This window comes from Leyella stercorea DSM 18206 (assembly GCF_000235885.1).
In the GTDB taxonomy this organism is placed as follows: domain Bacteria; phylum Bacteroidota; class Bacteroidia; order Bacteroidales; family Bacteroidaceae; genus Prevotella; species Prevotella stercorea.
The window spans coordinates 1-17,315 of the sequence record NZ_JH379368.1 but is presented as its reverse complement, the minus strand read 5'-3'; the positions used below and the strand labels follow the sequence as shown (position 1 = coordinate 17,315).

General features: G+C 46.3%; 13 protein-coding genes. 4 read left to right on the top strand and 9 right to left on the bottom strand.

Annotated elements, in window-relative coordinates:
- Positions 1–33: 33 nt before the first annotated feature.
- The 7 genes from HMPREF0673_RS01705 to HMPREF0673_RS01675 all read right to left on the bottom strand — a co-directional run bounded on the left by HMPREF0673_RS01705 (position 34) and on the right by HMPREF0673_RS01675 (position 10,411).
- Entirely contained in the window at positions 34–1,515 is a 1,482-nt protein-coding gene (locus HMPREF0673_RS01705; protein WP_007897292.1) for a L,D-transpeptidase family protein, read from the bottom strand.
- A gap of 102 nt (positions 1,516–1,617) precedes the next feature.
- Positions 1,618–1,929, bottom strand: coding sequence for a T9SS type A sorting domain-containing protein (locus HMPREF0673_RS01700; RefSeq protein ID WP_007897284.1), 312 nt, complete (start codon positions 1,927–1,929; stop codon positions 1,618–1,620).
- 117 nt (positions 1,930–2,046) lie between these two features.
- Entirely contained in the window at positions 2,047–4,227 is a 2,181-nt protein-coding gene (locus HMPREF0673_RS01695; RefSeq protein WP_007897280.1) for a GH92 family glycosyl hydrolase, read from the bottom strand.
- Between the two features lie 143 nt (positions 4,228–4,370).
- Positions 4,371–6,122: a phospho-sugar mutase gene (locus HMPREF0673_RS01690; RefSeq protein WP_007897279.1), complete on the bottom strand. Its 1,752-nt coding sequence runs from the start codon at positions 6,120–6,122 to the stop codon at positions 4,371–4,373.
- A 109-nt stretch (positions 6,123–6,231) separates the two neighbouring features.
- A complete protein-coding gene (locus HMPREF0673_RS01685; RefSeq protein ID WP_040596219.1) occupies positions 6,232–7,332 on the bottom strand; it encodes a zinc ribbon domain-containing protein in 1,101 nt (366 codons plus the stop codon).
- Between the two features lie 76 nt (positions 7,333–7,408).
- Entirely contained in the window at positions 7,409–8,116 is a 708-nt protein-coding gene (locus HMPREF0673_RS01680) for a glycoside hydrolase family 25 protein (protein ID WP_007897277.1), read from the bottom strand.
- A gap of 135 nt (positions 8,117–8,251) precedes the next feature.
- Entirely contained in the window at positions 8,252–10,411 is a 2,160-nt protein-coding gene (locus HMPREF0673_RS01675) for an elongation factor G (RefSeq protein ID WP_007897275.1), read from the bottom strand.
- Positions 10,412–10,609: 198 nt separating this feature from the next.
- Here HMPREF0673_RS01675 and hemW point away from each other — a divergent pair, with 198 nt between their 5' ends.
- The 4 genes from hemW (at position 10,610) to HMPREF0673_RS01655 (ending at position 14,005) form a co-directional block, all read left to right on the top strand.
- The gene (gene hemW, locus HMPREF0673_RS01670; RefSeq protein ID WP_040596218.1) at positions 10,610–11,743 is read left to right on the top strand and encodes a radical SAM family heme chaperone HemW; all 1,134 of its coding nucleotides are present in this window, start codon (positions 10,610–10,612) and stop codon (positions 11,741–11,743) included.
- A gap of 92 nt (positions 11,744–11,835) precedes the next feature.
- Complete coding sequence (locus tag HMPREF0673_RS01665; protein ID WP_007897272.1) at positions 11,836–13,119, top strand: O-acetylhomoserine aminocarboxypropyltransferase/cysteine synthase family protein; 1,284 nt, start codon at positions 11,836–11,838, stop codon at positions 13,117–13,119.
- Positions 13,120–13,125: 6 nt separating this feature from the next.
- Complete coding sequence (locus tag HMPREF0673_RS01660) at positions 13,126–13,674, top strand: hypothetical protein (protein WP_007897269.1); 549 nt, start codon at positions 13,126–13,128, stop codon at positions 13,672–13,674.
- A 1-nt stretch (position 13,675) separates the two neighbouring features.
- Entirely contained in the window at positions 13,676–14,005 is a 330-nt protein-coding gene (locus HMPREF0673_RS01655; RefSeq protein WP_007897266.1) for a hypothetical protein, read from the top strand.
- Between the two features lie 2 nt (positions 14,006–14,007).
- On the opposite strand, the gene HMPREF0673_RS01650 is transcribed toward HMPREF0673_RS01655, so the two are convergent.
- Together HMPREF0673_RS01650 and HMPREF0673_RS14460 are read right to left on the bottom strand one after the other, a co-directional pair.
- Positions 14,008–16,539: an outer membrane beta-barrel family protein gene (locus tag HMPREF0673_RS01650; protein ID WP_007897265.1), complete on the bottom strand. Its 2,532-nt coding sequence runs from the start codon at positions 16,537–16,539 to the stop codon at positions 14,008–14,010.
- Between the two features lie 198 nt (positions 16,540–16,737).
- The coding region (locus HMPREF0673_RS14460; protein ID WP_007897264.1) for a hypothetical protein at positions 16,738–17,315 on the bottom strand (578 nt) is incomplete at its 5' end.

Below are 17,315 nucleotides of genomic sequence, written 5' to 3'. Positions count from 1 at the left end.
GTATGCGCTAAATTAATTCCGCCAACGGGTTGGTTAAAGATACTTTTGTATGTTGTCGTAGATTATACTGTCATAGCCATATATGTCGTCATAGCGAACAAGATTGCCATTGCTATCAGGATAGAGCGTATAATAGGTGATGTATATCGGCACTAACGGTTCTACCTTCAAACTACGCACCATCTTTGAACGATTAGGACGTTCTGCTTCTGGCACATCTTCGCGTGGCCGTTCGCTAAAATCGGCAGCCATAGAGTACTTCATCTTTTCCATCAGCTTCTCGTTTTTATCGTTCAACATGAAAACAGCCAACTCGTAGGGTTTCTCTACACGTATGCAACCATGCGACACCATGCGGTTGTTACGGGCGAAGACTCTGGGCGAGGATGTGTCGTGCAGGTATATGCTATAATTGTTGTCGAAACGGAAAATAACTCTTCCAAGCGCATTGCCACGCCCACCCCACTGCACAACGGAATAGTTGGCACTAAGGAGCATGTCGCGTGTAACGTTCTCAGGTGCTACAATCTTACCAGTGTTGCGATCTCTCACAAAGTAATTGTTATTATCGAAATATGAGTGATTGCCGACATGGTGTATTACGCTTGTCTTCACTATGCTTTTCGGTATTATCCACTGCGGATTGAAGTCCATACGTTTTATCTTGCTGCTTAATAGCGGAGTCTTCGTCTCAAGACTACCTACAGCCACCTTCATAACCAGACGTTCGTCACCATCATGGGCAAACAGATACAGAGCGGGCACGTTCACAACCACATACTTCTTGTGCAGCTGCGGGTAGTCGCCATCGTTTTCCCAACGACAACGCTCTATATTGCAAAGCAAACGACGGCGATAGTCCTTGTCCCTGGTCTTGTTCAAAGCAGAAATGTATTTGGCGTATAATGGATTGTGGGGCTTCGACTTTGCGAGAAATTCTGCAAACTTATCCATATCACCCTTTATCACAGTACAAGCGGTTGCAAGATAGGTGTCATCGGGCAGACTTGTATGCCAACCATAAAGTGAACGATATGTGACGTGTAGGGTGTCGTCTTTACGCTGATCGAGTCGATTGAACGCTTTGTAAGGGTTCATAAAGCCAAAACGCTGCCCCTCTGTGTAGCGCAAGAAGGCTTTTGTAAGATAATACTCTAAGCGTGCGAACACTTTAACAGCCGAATTGTCGGCTGTTTTAATAGAATCGAAATCAAGGGTGCGTACACGTTGTAAATCTTCTTTCAGTAAGGAATAATAGAATTTGTCACGAGAGAAGCCCAATGAGTCGACGCGAGAGATGTAACTAAGTAAGGTATCTGCTTTTGAAGAAACATCACCACGCGTTATCCACAGCATCTCCATACAGGTGTTGTAGTGCTTGCGAGCGTGTATGTCGGCTGGACTGTTAGACTTGTCGGACAAAATGAGTGTGCGGATATTAGAGAACACTCTATCCGCAGAAATATCGTAACGGGATGTTCGCAACGCAGCAAAATCGTCTAACGATACGGGCATATGTTCTTCTTTCTTATGACATGAGCATAAAACAAAAGCCATAAGAAAGAAGAGAAACAATGAGAACTTGCTAATATTCAAATTGGATATTGACAAAACTTGTTACTTAATCACAATTTTACGTGCTATCTTACCAACTTTAACAATGTAAATACCCTTTGGCAAGTTCAAATCAAATCGTTTGTCCTGACTATCAATCTTTACAGACATAACTGGAGCACCTCCTGCCAAATTGTAGATGCTCATTGTCATTCCAAAAGCATCTGTGACACGCACAACGTTATCCTCTATGGATATGACGGGCTTCTGCACATTGTCAATGAGCTCAATTTCTGGCATACACTCAGCCATTGCTGATTTTGGAGCACCTACCATAAAGATAGCAAGTAATATAACGAGTATATATTTTGTCATAAGCTAACGTTTTAATGTAATGATTTGTTTTTGCAAAGATACAAAAACTTTTAATACGACAATAATAATAGTGTAAAAAAACTGAGTTGTTCAGTTTTTTTACACTATTTATCGAGATTATTGCATCACAAATGTCAATGTTCCACCTTTCAGAATATCTTCATGCGAAATGTTCGTGCTACGAAGTCGCTTACCATTGAGCAGTACTTCCCTTACAAGATACTTCTCTGGCGAATAGCCTTCTGCCTCGACCTTAAACGTATTACCATTCTCCAAGTGGATTGTTGCGTTGCGGAAGAGCGGTGAACCAATCTCGTACTCGCAACTAACAGGATTTAATGGATAGAAGCCTAACGCACTGAAAACATACCAAGCAGACATCTGTCCGCAGTCTTCGTTTCCACAGAGTCCGGCAGGTGTGTCGTTGTAGAGTTCTGTCAGTATTTGGCGAACATACTTCTGCGTCTTGTGGGGCTGACCTATCTTGTTGAAGATATATGCAGCATGGTGACTGGGTTCGTTTCCGTGTGCATATTGTCCTATCATACCCGTACTAAACAATGGCAGTTCGGCATTGGCAGCTGGAGTATAAGTGAAGAAGCTATCAAGTTTTTCAGCAAAACGTTTCTTGCCAACAAGTTTCTCAAGTCCCTTTATATCATGCTGCACCGACCACATATAGTGCCATCCATTGCTCTCACAAATGTGCGATGTGTACTCATCGGGCGAATAGGCAGGCTGGAAACTGCCATCAGAATGACGTGGTTGCATAAACGTATTGCCCTTACAATATACATTGCGATAGTTTTGTGCACGCTTACTGAACTCCTTGTAAAGGTCTGTTTTATTCATCGACTTTGCAAGAGCTGCTATGCAAGCGTCGTCGTAAGCATATTCGAGCGTTCGAGAGAGCGACCAGTCATCGCCAAGCGTAGGCTCCTTCACATCATAGGGTACATAGCCCAACTTCTTATAAAGTCCGATACCTCTATAGTCGTCTAAGTTGGCTGTCTTCACGCACTCTGCTAAAGCCTCTTCCTTGTTGATATTAGGCACACCTTTCAGAATAGCTTCAGCAATAACAGAAGCGGTATGATATCCAATCATCATATCCGTCTCCGACGACCACATATTCCAAATTGGCAAACGTCCGTTCTCCTTACTAAACGCAATGAGCGAATTGACCATATCGCTGGCACGTGTAGGCATTAGGATATCATAAAGCGGATGGGCAGCACGATAGGTATCCCACAAAGAGCAAGTCTCATAGTTGAACCACCCATTCGCCTTATGCAGCTGACGATCAGCACCAAGATAGCTGCCGTCAACATCGCAGAGCAACGTAGGCGCAGACATGGCGTGGTAGAGTGATGTATAGAAAACTGTTTCTTGCGACTGAGAACCTCCCTCTATCTCTATCCTACCCAATTCCTTGTTCCAGAGGCTTTCAGCCTGTCTTCTCACTGCGTCGAAGTCGTCAGACACAGCTTCTGCCTGCAGATTCTTTTGTGCTCCTGCAAGGCTTGTTGGCGAAAGAGCTGTTGTTACCACAAGTTTGTCAAAACCCTCTGAAGCAAACTTAAAGCGAGCAATGCAGCCTACTCCATCCCGATTATTCTTCAACGCTTTACTATCAATCTCTACAGATTTGATAGGTTGTGAAAAACGTGTTCTGAACCAAACGCGCTGATTGCGAGCCCAACCATCCGAATAACGATAGCCTTCAATGGTGAAAGAGTCAACAACGCTTATCTTGCTGTCAACCGTTGCGTCCCAGTTCATCGCCTTGTTCAAATCTAAGATGACCATGCGTTCCTTGCCATCATTAGGGAATGTATAGCGCTGAACTCCACACCGGGGCGTTGCGGTTAGCTCTACGTTAATGTCATAGTCGGTTAGACGCACTTGGTAATATCCTGCATGTGCCGTTTCGTCCTTGTGAGAGAAACGCGAGTGTATACCCAACGGCTCTTCAGCCTCGTTGTACGGCAACGTTACGGGCATAAACGAGATATCATACAAATCGCCAGCACCCGTTCCTAACAAGTGAGTATGACTAAAACCGGCTATCGTACTATCTGGATAGAAATAACCAGCAATACGATCCCATCCGGGTAAACCGTTGTCTGGACTTAGCTGCACCATTCCGAAAGGCACCTGTGCTCCAGGATAAGTATTACCTGTATAGTCGGTACCTATAAGCGTATTCACTTTTGAAGCATAATCCTTGGCATACGTAGTGGTATGTAAGGTACAAGCAGCCAAAAAAATAATAGAAATTAATGTCTTTCTCATCATTATAAAATATGAAGATTTGAATTGAAAAGATGAAAGATAAAAATAAAGTCCACTTAAGGAATGTCCAATTTGGCCATATCTTTAAGTGGACTTATCTATTATTATATATTCAAATTGCAACTTCCGAGGAAGCAGTGTTTTAATTAGTCAAGATGAAGCGACTTCTTGATTGCCTCAATCTTCTCGTCGGCAGCCTTGCTGCAACGCTCGTAGCAACCAGCACACTTGAACGACGGATCCTTAACCTCAAGATAGAACTTAATCTTAGGCTCTGTACCCGATGGGCGAACGCTAACCTTAGTGTTGTCGTCGCAGAACCACTGGAGCACGTTGCTTGTTGTAGGCATATCGAGCTTCTCTACAGTGCCGTCGGCCTTTGTAGATGTGAGAGCCTGATAGTCCTTCCAGAGAACCACCTTGCTACCACCCAACTCCTGAGGAGGATTGGCACGGAAGTCAGCCATCATCTGCTTGATTTCGTCAGCGCCAGTCTTGCCCGGGCGAACTACGTTCACTGTGAACTCCTTGCTAAAGCCATACTCCTGATAAATCTGCATCAAGAGATCGTAGAGAGTCTTGCCTTGGTCCTTAGCCCAAGCAGCGATCTCGCAGATAAGGCAGATTGAAGCTGGAGCGTCCTTATCGCGAACATTGTCGTAAGGCAGGAAGCCGAAGCTCTCCTCGCCACCACCGATGTAGTCCTGCTTGCCCTCAGAGATAGCAATCTCACGTGCAATCCATTTGAAGCCAGTGTAGCAGTCGCGAAGTTCCACGTTGTTCTTCTTAGCGATTTCAGCAATCACCTCTGTTGTAACGATAGTCTTAACAAGGAAGTCTGTCGGCTTCAGCTTACCAAGCTTCTTCTTATTCTCAATGATGTAATAGCAGAACATCATGCAAGTCTGGTTACCATTGATAATCATCCATTCGCCCTTATCATCACGGCAAACGATAGCAAGACGGTCTGCATCGGGGTCAGTAGCAACAACCAAGTCGGCATTGAGCTTTGTACCAAGCTTCATACCTAATGTCATTGCTTCTGCATTCTCTGGGTTTGGAGAAACGACAGTTGGGAAGTTACCATCGACAACCATCTGCTCTGGAACAACATTTATGTTCTGGAAGCCCCATGAACGCAAGCAGAGAGGAACAATTACGCGACCTGTGCCGTGCATTGCGGAATAAACGATATTCAGGTCCTTCTGGCGGTTGATAACATCCTGGTCAATCATTGCAGAATGAACAGCTGTCATATAGTCGTAGTCCATCTCGCCACCAATAATCTTAATCTTATCCCAGTTAGCCTCAAACTTAACGTCATCAATAGTCACCTTGTTAACCTCATCAATGATGCCCTTATCGTGCGGAGCCAATACCTGAGCACCATCGCTCCAATAAGCCTTATAGCCATTGTATTCCTTCGGGTTGTGAGAAGCTGTTACGTTCACACCTGCTTTCGCACCGAGCTGGCGGATAGCAAATGAAATCTCTGGTGTAGGACGGAGTCCCTCGAACAAATAAGCCTTAATGCCATTTGCAGAGAAGATAGCAGCAACAGTCTCAGCAAAAAGACGAGAATTGTTACGGCAGTCGTGACCTACAACAACAGAAAGGTTCTCCTCGCCTGGGAACGCCTTTAATATATAGTTAGCAAAGCCCTGTGTTGCCATGCCAACGATGTACTTGTTCATACGGTTTGTACCAGCACCCATAACGCCACGCAGACCACCGGTACCAAACTCGAGGTTCTGATAGAAAGCATCGATAAGTGCAGACTTGTCCTCTGCCTCAAGCATTGCCTTCACCTCGTTACGTGTTTCCTCGTCGAAAGCAGGGGTAAGCCACTGCTGTGCTCTTTCCTCACACTGCTTTATGAGTTCTCTATTGTCTCCCATAATATAAATGTATGTTAACGTTGTTAATAATTTAAGTTTCTAATTAATATTACAAAGTTAGTTATAATAAATGAAACAATAACCTTTCGCCACTTATTTTTCACTTAAATTATTCTAAAATCTTTGTCATATTCAGCTCCGTAATTCTACCATCAGGATTAACCTTGGCATTAAAACGAAATCTTGTCTCGCTTGAACTGTTGTCTGTATGTTCCACTTTCTGCAACCCAGAGAAGACAACAGTGTACTCATATTGCTGATCGCCTACTTCCTTTTTCGTTATGGCGTAATCCTCAAGCGACATCCAATTCATCGAAGCCACGTCACTCTTGTAGATTTTGTGCATAAACGTAACTACGTCGCTGCGTGTGGCGTTTGCCTTTCCAAGAAACTTTGCAATCAGCGGACTGAATGAATTCATCAATCCATTTTCATCTCGGTTGTTTAGACTTTGGAACAATCCATCAAACACTGTTCCTACGAGTATTTTATCCTCTGGGGTCACCGTGTTTGCATTAAGCATTTTCATCTTATCTGTAGCTTCATCGAAATGCTCACCATCAGGATGCTGCTCCAAATAGAGTTGTACAGCCTCAAGGGTGTTCGCCGCATCAGCCCTCGACCAATCAATAGAGTCAATCTTGTGTTGCGCAACTTGGCAGAACGGAGAGTTTGGATGTTGCTCGATGTATCGTTGGAAGTCGCTTTTTGAACCACTAACAACAACATTAGTCCAATCGCGGTCAAGCTGTGCAAAATATTCCAAATGTGCAGAAATAGAATCGCGATGAGCTTCAGGCGCATCTGTGTATGTATTCAGATAGTTTTGCAACACTTGGGGGTCGTTGCTCGAAAGGGCGAACTCATACGCAGACTCCTCCTTATCGCTTTGAGCATTTCTATAGAAAGCGTATAAAACAGCACCCAGAACCACTACAACCAATGACACAACTGCTATTACAATACGATTATTGCGTGAGCCCGAAGCCTTTTGATTGACTTTACAATCACTCTCGTCTCCACACATTGTAGTATTATCAACTGTGGTTTTATGATGACATTGTGGACATTCAGCATTGCTATTAAAATACGTAAACCCACATTGCGAGCAAGTTGTAACATGTCCTGCAATAGGTACTCCACATGAAGGACAGACTGGGGCTTTGTCACTAATTTCCTGATTACACTCAGGACATTTAATTATTGCCATAATTTTAAATTAATTATATTATTCTATTAAACACTTTCATCTACTGATGCAGCTGTCATTTATATACTTTTCACTCTCAACGTCTTTGGTATTTAAGTTCGCGCAAACTATGTCTACCCATAAAGCGACTTTTATCTACATAGCCCTTAATGCCATCGATGTATCCCTTACCAGTATACTGCCATAACATATAGTCTTTATCATCTGCCAATATTGGTTCGTTTTTAGAGTATTGCGCAATCATCAGCTTATAGTCATCTAACACTCCTACAAGATATTTGTTATAGAAATTGGTACCTGTGTACACAAGAGGTTTCTGATGATAAGCCTTTTCTACCATAACAAGAAACTTCGCAACAGAATCGCGGAATGCCTCTGTGCTCATCCCTTGCTTTACTTCGATATCTATCATCGGTATCAGATCTTGTTGACTGGGACGGCACTGGGTCTTAAAGTTTGCTAACTGCTTTGAGAGGTCGGTCTTTGGTCTAAAAAAATGATACGACCCTACCTTCAAGCCATACTTATGTGCTAAATCAATATTCTGCTCGTACATGTGATCTATACGATCGCCACCTTCAGTAGCCTTTAGATAGACATAAGCCATTTTTGTATTATTGCCTATTACTTCCCAAAACACCTCGCCTTGATAATGACTCAAATCGATACCATGCACATGTGCACAGGTGTCTTCGCATTGCACAAGATTGTCTTGAGAAAATACGGGGCAAGAATAAAACAGTCCTAATATGATATATATATGTATGTAAAAAATCCTCTTCATAAATGCAAAGTTACTGTAAAATAGACAAAGAGGCAAAAAATCATTACATTTTTAAATTGTATTAATACAACGCAAAAAAGACCGTCCTTGTACAAAAGTGTACAAAAACGGTCTTTGCTATAAAATAATAATCGATTATTCTTCTTCCTCTGCCTCTGCTGCGTGCTCCTCAATAAGCTTCTGCTGCAAATCGTTCGGAACAAGCTCATAGCTTGCGAACTTCGTTGTGAACGAAGCACGACCACCTGTCAAGCTACTCAACGAGATTGAATAGTTGCTGAGCTCCTTCAATGGTATTTTAGCCTGAAGTTTCTGATAGCCAGCCTCACTATCCATACCCATAATGAGCGCGCGACGACCCTGAAGATCAGACATTACGTCACCCATATAGTCGCTCGGTACGTAAACCTCGAGATCGTAAATAGGCTCCAAAATCTTCGGACCAGCCTCCTTAAACGCAGCCGAGAATGCATTGCGTGCTGCCAGCATGAACGAAAGCTCATTAGAGTCTACAGGGTGCATCTTTCCATCATAAACGATAACACGCACATCACGTGCATAGCTACCAGTCAATGGTCCGTGCTCCATGCGCTCCATAATACCCTTTAGGATAGCAGGCATGAAGCGTGCGTCGATGGCACCACCGACAACAGAGTTGATGAATACGAGTTTGCCGCCCCATTCCAAGTTAATCTCTTCGCGACCCTTGATATTAATCTTAAACTCCTGTCCGTTAATCTTGTATGATGTAGGATCGGGCATTCCTTCTGCATACGGTTCAACAATGAGGTGTACCTCACCAAACTGACCTGCACCACCCGACTGCTTCTTATGACGATACTCAGCGCGTGACATCTTTGTGATAGTCTCACGATAAGGTATGCGTGTCGGCTCAAACTTGATAGCGAGCTTCTCATTGTTCTCAAGACGCCACTTCAATGTGCGGAGATGGAATTCGCCCTGACCACGTACGATAGTCTGACGCAACTCCTTGCTCTGCTCGACGAGCCATGTCGGATCCTCCTGATGCATACGCAGCAATGCCGACATAAGTTTTTCTGTTTCTGCTGTATTGACAGCCTTGATTGCACGTGAGAACTTAGGGTTAGGATATTTGATAAAGTCAAAGCGCCATTCGCAATCTTTACCATTGAGGGTGTTTCCTGTCTTTACATCTTTCAACTTAACTGTGCAACCGATATCGCCGGCAACGAGTTCGTCCACTGGTATTCTGTTCGCACCAGCACAAGCGAATATCTGACCGATACGCTCCTTTGAGCCACGATCAGCGTTTGTCAAGTCATCACCCGACTTAATCTTGCCGCTCATAACCTTGAAGTAGCTTACCTCACCAATATGCGGTTCCAAACCTGTCTTGAAGAAGTAAACAGACTCCGGTCCGTTTGTATCAGCAACAATCTCCTCACCACGTGTATTGTGAAGCTTCGGCATTTCGCTTACGAAAGGTACTACATTGCCCAAGAACTCCATCAAACGACGAACGCCCATATCTTTGCCTGCACAAACGCAGAACACGGGGAATATAGAACGTGTAACGAGTCCCTTGCGGATGCCTTCGCGCAATTCGTCCTCAGAAAGAGCTCCTTCCTCAAAGAACTTCTCCATCAATGTCTCATCGTTCTCGGCTGCTGCCTCAACAAGAAGCTTATGGAGTTCCATTGCCTTATCCATCTCTTCTGCAGGGATGTCAACGATTGTAGGCATACCACCTTCTGGTCCCCATGTGTACATCTTCATCAAGAGCACATCAACGATAGCATTAAAGCCTGCACCTGTGCTTACCGGATACTGAATCTGAACACACTTAGAGCCGTAGATAGCATTCATGTTTACCATGACATTGTCGAAGTCGCACTTATCAGAGTCCAACTGGTTGATAAGGAAAATGACTGGCTTATGAAGTTTCTCGGTATAACGGAAGTTGTTCTGTGTACCAACCTCAGGACCATACTGACCGTTAATAAGGATAACAGCCTGATCGGTTACGTTGAGAGCTGTGATTGCACCACCGATAAAGTCGTCAGAACCTGGGCAATCGATAATGTTGAGTTTCTTGTTGTTCCACTCTACATGGAACACTGTGGGGAACACCGAGTAGCCATACTCATGTTCTACCGGGAAGTAGTCGCTTACCGTGTTCTTTGCTTCCACCGTACCACGGCGCTTAATAATACCACTACCATAAATCATAGACTCGGCAAGGGTGGTCTTGCCGCTACCCGCACTGCCTAAAAGGGCAATGTTCTTAATCTCATTTGTTTGATAGACCCTCATATTCTTCAGGTTTTAAATGGTTAATAATAAATTCAGGCGGATTGACTTTGGGGCGGGTGTCTATCCGTCTACTAAATTATATATTTATATGGTATTTCCAAAAGAATTACACAAAAACTAATAAAAATTTTAAACTTATTAGTAAATTTGTAGCCATAAAACATAGTGTAGCACTATGTACACCTTATTATATAGTGAATGAAAGCAGGAATATACGTACATATACCATTTTGCGAGAGCCGTTGCATCTACTGCGGCTTTTATAGTACAACGGCAAAAGACTGGTGTACTCGCTACGTAGACGCACTTTTGAAGGAGATGCGTATGCGCAGCGATGAGTTACGCAGCCTTTATCCTGACAACGAATGTACGATTGATACTGTTTACATTGGCGGCGGAACACCTTCTACACTCTCCACTGAAGACATCGCACGCATCATAAACACTATAAAAGAGGTTTATCCTTGCACTACACGCGAGATAACGATGGAGATGAATCCCGACGATGTTACGCCCGCACTCATCACCTCGGTACGTACGCTTGGCGTGAACCGCATCAGTCTTGGCGTGCAGACCTTCAGCGACGAACGCCTGCGCTTCATCCGTCGTCGCCACAACGCTGCGCAAGCCGTAAAAGCCGTTGAGACAATCCGGCGTGCAGGCATCGATAACATTAGCATCGACCTTATGTTCGGCTTCCCCTACGAAACATTAGATGATTGGCAGAACGACTTGAACACAGCCTTGAAGCTACGCCCAAATCACATATCAGCATATAGCCTGATGTACGAAGAGGGCACCCCACTCTATCTGCTACTTCAAAACGGCAAGATCAAACAGACCGACGACGATACTTGCCTTGCTATGTACACCATGCTTATGGACACGCTTTCAGCCAATGGTTACGAACATTACGAGATAAGCAACTTCTGCTTACCTGGCTATCGCGCCATACACAACAGTAGTTATTGGAACGATACGCCATACTTAGGTTTTGGAGCAGCTGCCCACTCGTATAACTTACTGACACGCAGTTGGAACGTTGCTGACATTAAAGAATATATTAACACCATCAAACGTGGCAAACTGCCGTCTGATAGCGAGCGCATTGACAACGACACTCACTACGACGACATCATTACGACTGCCATGCGAACCCACGAAGGCGTAGACTTGAAACGTCTGAAACCTGAGTACCGCGACTATGCTCTGCGTTCTGCAAAGAGTGATATCGACGGCGGACTTCTCGAACTCACCAACGACCATCTGCGACTCACACGTAAAGGACTTTTCGTTAGCGATATGGTGATGAGCAACCTTATGAAAGTCTGATGAAAGTCTGATGAAAGTCTGATAAAAGTAAAAAGGTAAAAAAGTAAAAGGACATATAAATCACATATTAATTATAATCAACAAATAAGAACATGGAAAAGAAACTTCGCACCGCTTCACTTTGTGTGCAGGGCGGTTACAAGCCAAAGAATGGCGAACCTATTGAGGTACCAATCATACAGAGTACTACATTCAAGTACGACAATTCAGAGGAAATGGCTATGCTCTTCGACCTCAAGAAGGAGGGCTATTTCTACTCACGATTGCAGAACCCTACAAACGACGCTGTAGCCAATAAGATTGCGCAACTTGAAGGTGGCGTAGGCGCAGTGCTCACCAGCTCTGGTCAGGCAGCCAACTTCTACGCTGTATTCAACATATGCGAGGCTGGCGACCACATTGTAACATCTAACGAAATCTACGGTGGAACATACAATCTCTTCGGCGTAACATTGAAGAAGCTCGGCATAGAGTGCACTTTCGTTAATCCGAACGCATCTGAGGAAGAAATACAGAAGGCATTCCGCCCGAACACAAAGGTTGTATTCGGTGAGACAATCAGCAACCCTGGTTGTGCTGTGCTCGACATCGAGAAGTTCGCACGCATCGCTCACAAGAATGGTGTACCTCTCATTGTTGACAACACCTTCGCTACACCTATCAACTGCCGCCCGTTTGAATGGGGCGCAGACATCGTAACCCACAGTACAACAAAGTACATGGACGGCACAGCGAGCCAGGTCGGCGGCGTAGTTGTAGACAGTGGCAACTTCGACTGGATGGCTAATGCTGAGAAGTTCCCAGGTCTTTGCACTCCCGACGAAAGCTACCACGGACTCACTTACGTGAAGGCGTTCGGCAAGATGGGCTACATCACAAAGCTCGTGGCTCAGCTCATGCGCGATCTTGGCTCTATCCCAGCTCCGATGAACTCGTTCATCCTCAACCTCGGCTTGCAATCGCTCCACCTGCGCATGAAGCAACACTGCGAGAACGCACAGCGTGTTGCCGAGTTCCTAAAGGCTGACGAGCGTGTGGCATGGGTACACTACTGCGGTCTGCAGGGTGACGAGTACCATGAACTTGCACAGAAATATCTTCCCAACGGTTCTTGTGGCGTAATAGCGTTCGGACTGAAGGGCGACCGCGAGACTGCTATCCGCTTCATGGACTCGCTCGACATGATTAACATCGTGACCCACGTGGCTGACGCTCGCACATGCGTGCTCCACCCTGCAAGCCACACCCACCGTCAGCTCTCCGAAGAGCAGCTGCGCGAGGCAGGCATTGCGCCCGACCTTATCCGTCTCTCTGTAGGCATTGAGGACTCTGAGGATATCCTCGACGATATCAAGCAGGCTCTCAACAAGATGTAAACCGACATGAGCATGACAAACAACGAAGACAAGGAGCAGCTTTTCCGCGATGACCTCCATCAGTTTCTACTCTCTGTAGACATGATTGATGAGCGTCTGCCGGAAGCTCCCGACCTCGAAGAGTTGTGGCAGCCAATAGCTCAGAGCTACATGCCCGATGCCATACGCGAGTTCAACGGCGAATATCCGCGTGTGGCGTTCGGTTGGATAATGTACGTGGGCATGGCACTCGCAAAGTATTGGGACGTGGAATGGTCTACCTACTCGAAGGTGACCGACCTCTATGCCTATCTGCGCGACCGCATCGACTTCGACCACATGGACGACTATATCTGCGAGAAGGTGCTGTGCCTCAATGCTAAAGAGCACGAAGTGGTGAACAACGTGGTGGGTGAATGCGCTGCACGCACCTACAACAAGCTCTGCCGCATGCGCCTTGAGGCTGGCTCAAAGGAGGCGTTCCGCACCTTTGTAGCAGCACTTCACCAGATGTATCTGATGGGTATTGCCGTAGAGTTACGCAGCCTTGGCTATCACATGACAAAAGTACAATAGCATGACTGACAGGGAATTTGAGACTTATTGGAAAGAAAATCGCATGACGATACTCGAGAAAAACGACGAGTATCGCCATGCGAAAGAGAATTTCAAGATACACTCCGGTGCCGATCTTATTCTGTTTGGCATACCCGTAGTGGCAGGCATCGTTTCGATAAACAACGTGCCGCTGCAGAACGAGCTGCTCAAATGGATTGTGAGTGCGGTTATCACCATTGTCTGCTTCGCCCTCAGCGTGTGGGTGAAAAGCTTGATAACCGGCACGGTGTCGCCCGACGAAGTGGAACAACGCCTGAAAGAGACTAAGAGACGCGAGATGGTGGAATAGGCTTACTTTCCACCACCTTCCGCGCTTTTAACGTCGTCGTTAGAGATAGATCGTGCCACCTTCTTTACACCCGATGACAATTCGCCGATGCGCCAACTTACGTTTATGCCGACGCTACACGGATTATACGACGAGTCGCTACGCGTTATGAAGTTCGCACCTGTGACAGTCGATTTATAATGGCGCTTTGCATCAAGGAAATTACTTGCATACAAGTTGAAGTTGAGCCTATCCCTGAGGAACGACTTCTGCACATTCAAGTTATAGTTGTACCTACCCTCTGTCTTCGATTGAAGACCAGGATTACTTGTACAGCCATAGAAACCTAAATTCACTCTCCAATTCTTAGGCAGCGTCTGCTGCACACCTACATACGCCGAACCGTAATAGCCATAGTTGTGCAGCTGCTGACGGTCGTTGTAGTCGGAATAGTCGCCCCACAGATTCATGGTCAGGCGTGTATTCTTGAAAATGTTCCAATTGACATAGCTCGACAGCGACGCGGTCTGTGTGCGTCCGATGTTGCGGTACGTGGTGTAGCTGACGAGCTTGCCCGTCGGATTCTTCACGCTCTCGATAGTGTTATCCTCCACAAGCGACGTAACACTCGAAATATTGTTGTTCGTGAAGCTGTAGCGCATGGTGCAACTAACGGAGAACTTAGCAGCAAAGTAGCTGTAGGTCAATTGCACGTTGTGATTCTTCTCGCTCACCAGATTAGGGTTGCCCTGCTGTAGCGCTTCGGGGTTAGTCTGGTTGAGATACGGATTGAGCGACCAGATGCCCGGTCGGTATATACGCATATTGTAGCCGAATCGCAGATTGTTCTCGTCGTTTATGCGGTAGCCGAGACTTGCCGACGGCACCACATCATCGAACCCGGTAGAGAAGTTTTCGCCCTCGCCTAACTCATACTTTATCTTCTGGAACGTGTGCTCGTAGCGTGCGCCGAGTCGTCCCGACAGATTGCCTAATCTTAAGCCGTAGCCCAAGTAAGCGGCGAGGATGTCGTTCTCGTGACGATAGTGCGACGAATACTGTTCGTCGAACGTGTATTCGCAGTCGGTTCCGTTCTGACGCACATAGCGGTCGTCGTCCGAACGGTTGTCGCGCAATATGTATTTTGCACCCACCTCCACGTTGTGCGCCTTGCCGATAGGCGTAGTATAGTCTACCTGCAACGTGTGCTCCATGCTTCGTCCGCTGCTTTCAGTATGCTCGTCAGACAAGCGCTTCACGAACGGCAGCCACTCGTCGGTAGCTTCAGCCACATCATAAGACGAATAGTTGTCGCCGCCATTGGTGCCCCCGTTTATCTTGTAGGAGAAGGTGAGCATACGACCTTTCAGCTTGAACAGGCGCTGATAGTCGAGGTTGCCATAGAGATACATATTGTCAGAGACGCTGCGCCCGCCGTTGGCATACGAATAGAGCGTTGCGCCAGACAGGGGCGATATGGCGTTGCTTCTTGACAGACTGTGCGCGTTCGACTTGTTCGTCCAGATGCCGAACGAGGCAGTCACGAGTCGCAGCGTGTCCACATCGTAGCTCGCCTCGAAGTTGCCCGAATGCGAGTGGTTATACGAACGGCTGTCGCTCGTAGCATAGCGGTCAGAAGCAGAAGGCGTGGCAGGGTCGCCCGTGAACAGACTGCTAAAGTCGCTATGCATATTACGCATATCGTAGTAGTTGTACGAGTAGGTTCCACTGACGGTAAACTTTCCATGCTTCACCGTAGCATACACACCGGCATCAGTATCAGTGTTCGACACACCGGCGTTCGTCGTAACGGTATAGCCCTCGATGCCCTTGCCCACGGTCACGATGTTGAGGATGCCGCCCACGCCCTCCGCGTCGTACTTCGGACCGGGGTTGGTTATCACCTCTATCTTCTTTATCGAAGATGCCGGCATACTCTTCAGCACCTCCTTCGGGTTCTTCGACATCATGTTGTTGGGTCGTCCGTTGACGTACACCTTAAAACCCGAGCTGCCGTTCACCTTGATATTGCCGTCGCCGTCTACCGTCACCATCGGCACCTTGCGCAGCATCTCCAATATATTGTTGGTCTTCGAGTCGGGGTCCTCCTCTATGTCGTACGTAATTTTGTCGATGTCGGCTTTCACGAGCGGCTTCTGCGCCACTATCTCCACGGCACCCAGCACGTGCGAAGCCTCTTTTATATATAATGTGTCGAGCGATACCGTGGGTTCGCTGTCAGACACAACAAAGTTGCGCACGACGGGCTGCTTGCCCATTGCGTTGACAAAGAGGCGATAGCTGCCCGCCTTCTTCAGAGTCATGCTGAACGTGCCGTCTGCCTCTGACACGGCGAGTGCGGCGGTGGATGTAGAGTCGGTTTGCGATGTGATTTTCATGGTGGCGTACTGCTCGCCTTCCTTAGTAGCGGCATCAGCCACTACACCCTTCACCACGAAACGCTTTGCGGTCTGGGCTGTCGCCTCGGTCGCTGCGAACAATAATGGAGTTACGACAGTGGCAGTCAGAAGAAACTGACCTTTGAAACAAGTCATATATTACAAGATTATTGGTTCATACTTACATTAAAACGCAGAGGACTTACGCCACTCTGCGCCATTAAGAATTCAAAGTTAATTATTATGTATAAACCAAGAGTTATTTCGTGTGTTCTTTTAACAATTCTTACAAAAACCGCACCTCATATTGCGGAGGTGGAACAGCTCTGCAACACTTGATTGTCACTGATGCCACTAACGGCGACTTCCGAACGGATGCTTCTCATACCGGTCGTCCTTATCGTATTTACGATGCTTGTCGTGCTTATGGTGTTTGTCATGCTTATGGTGTTTGTCATGCTTGTCATACTTATGATGCTTGCATGGCTTGCACGACTTGTAGTGCTTATGGTGCTTACAGGGCTTCGACTCATGTACGACAACCACTCTGTTCGGATATTTTGCATAGATATTGTGTACGTAAGCGTTGCTGCGCCAGTCGATAGGCTGATAGAAGTAATAAGACTCCTTGTAGCGTTTCCATTGGCGGTCGCTCATCATTCTGCGCAACTCCTTGTTGCGGTGCTTCCATGCCTTGCCGTTTATGTCGCGATAGCTGTTAATGGCATCGAGATAGCTGAGGTTGAGCTGCATGATGTTGTTGCGCTGCACGTTTGAGAGTCCAAGTTCGAGAACCATCTTGTCGGTTATAAAACGTGCCTCCACCTGAATATTGGCGAGTCGCTGTGCGCTTGCTGAGAGTGCCGTTACGAGAGCTACGGCGAGTGTCAATACTAATCTTTTACCTGTTGGCGGAATTAAAAAACCGCCTG

Bases quoted from the DNA above. Each gene is read 5' to 3' on its own strand.
- HMPREF0673_RS01675 (WP_007897275.1), bottom strand. From the start codon at position 10,411: ATGAGGGTCTATCAAACAAATGAGATTAAGAACATTGCCCTTTTAGGC.
- HMPREF0673_RS01695 (WP_007897280.1), bottom strand. From the start codon at position 4,227: ATGATGAGAAAGACATTAATTTCTATTATTTTTTTGGCTGCTTGTACC.
- HMPREF0673_RS01685 (WP_040596219.1), bottom strand. From the start codon at position 7,332: ATGGCAATAATTAAATGTCCTGAGTGTAATCAGGAAATTAGTGACAAA.
- HMPREF0673_RS01650 (WP_007897265.1), bottom strand. From the start codon at position 16,539: ATGACTTGTTTCAAAGGTCAGTTTCTTCTGACTGCCACTGTCGTAACT.
- HMPREF0673_RS01655 (WP_007897266.1), top strand. From the start codon at position 13,676: ATGACTGACAGGGAATTTGAGACTTATTGGAAAGAAAATCGCATGACG.
- HMPREF0673_RS01665 (WP_007897272.1), top strand. From the start codon at position 11,836: ATGGAAAAGAAACTTCGCACCGCTTCACTTTGTGTGCAGGGCGGTTAC.
- HMPREF0673_RS01700 (WP_007897284.1), bottom strand. From the start codon at position 1,929: ATGACAAAATATATACTCGTTATATTACTTGCTATCTTTATGGTAGGT.
- HMPREF0673_RS01660 (WP_007897269.1), top strand. From the start codon at position 13,126: ATGAGCATGACAAACAACGAAGACAAGGAGCAGCTTTTCCGCGATGAC.
- HMPREF0673_RS01690 (WP_007897279.1), bottom strand. From the start codon at position 6,122: ATGGGAGACAATAGAGAACTCATAAAGCAGTGTGAGGAAAGAGCACAG.
- HMPREF0673_RS01680 (WP_007897277.1), bottom strand. From the start codon at position 8,116: ATGAAGAGGATTTTTTACATACATATATATATCATATTAGGACTGTTT.
- HMPREF0673_RS01705 (WP_007897292.1), bottom strand. From the start codon at position 1,515: ATGCCCGTATCGTTAGACGATTTTGCTGCGTTGCGAACATCCCGTTAC.
- hemW (WP_040596218.1), top strand. From the start codon at position 10,610: ATGAAAGCAGGAATATACGTACATATACCATTTTGCGAGAGCCGTTGC.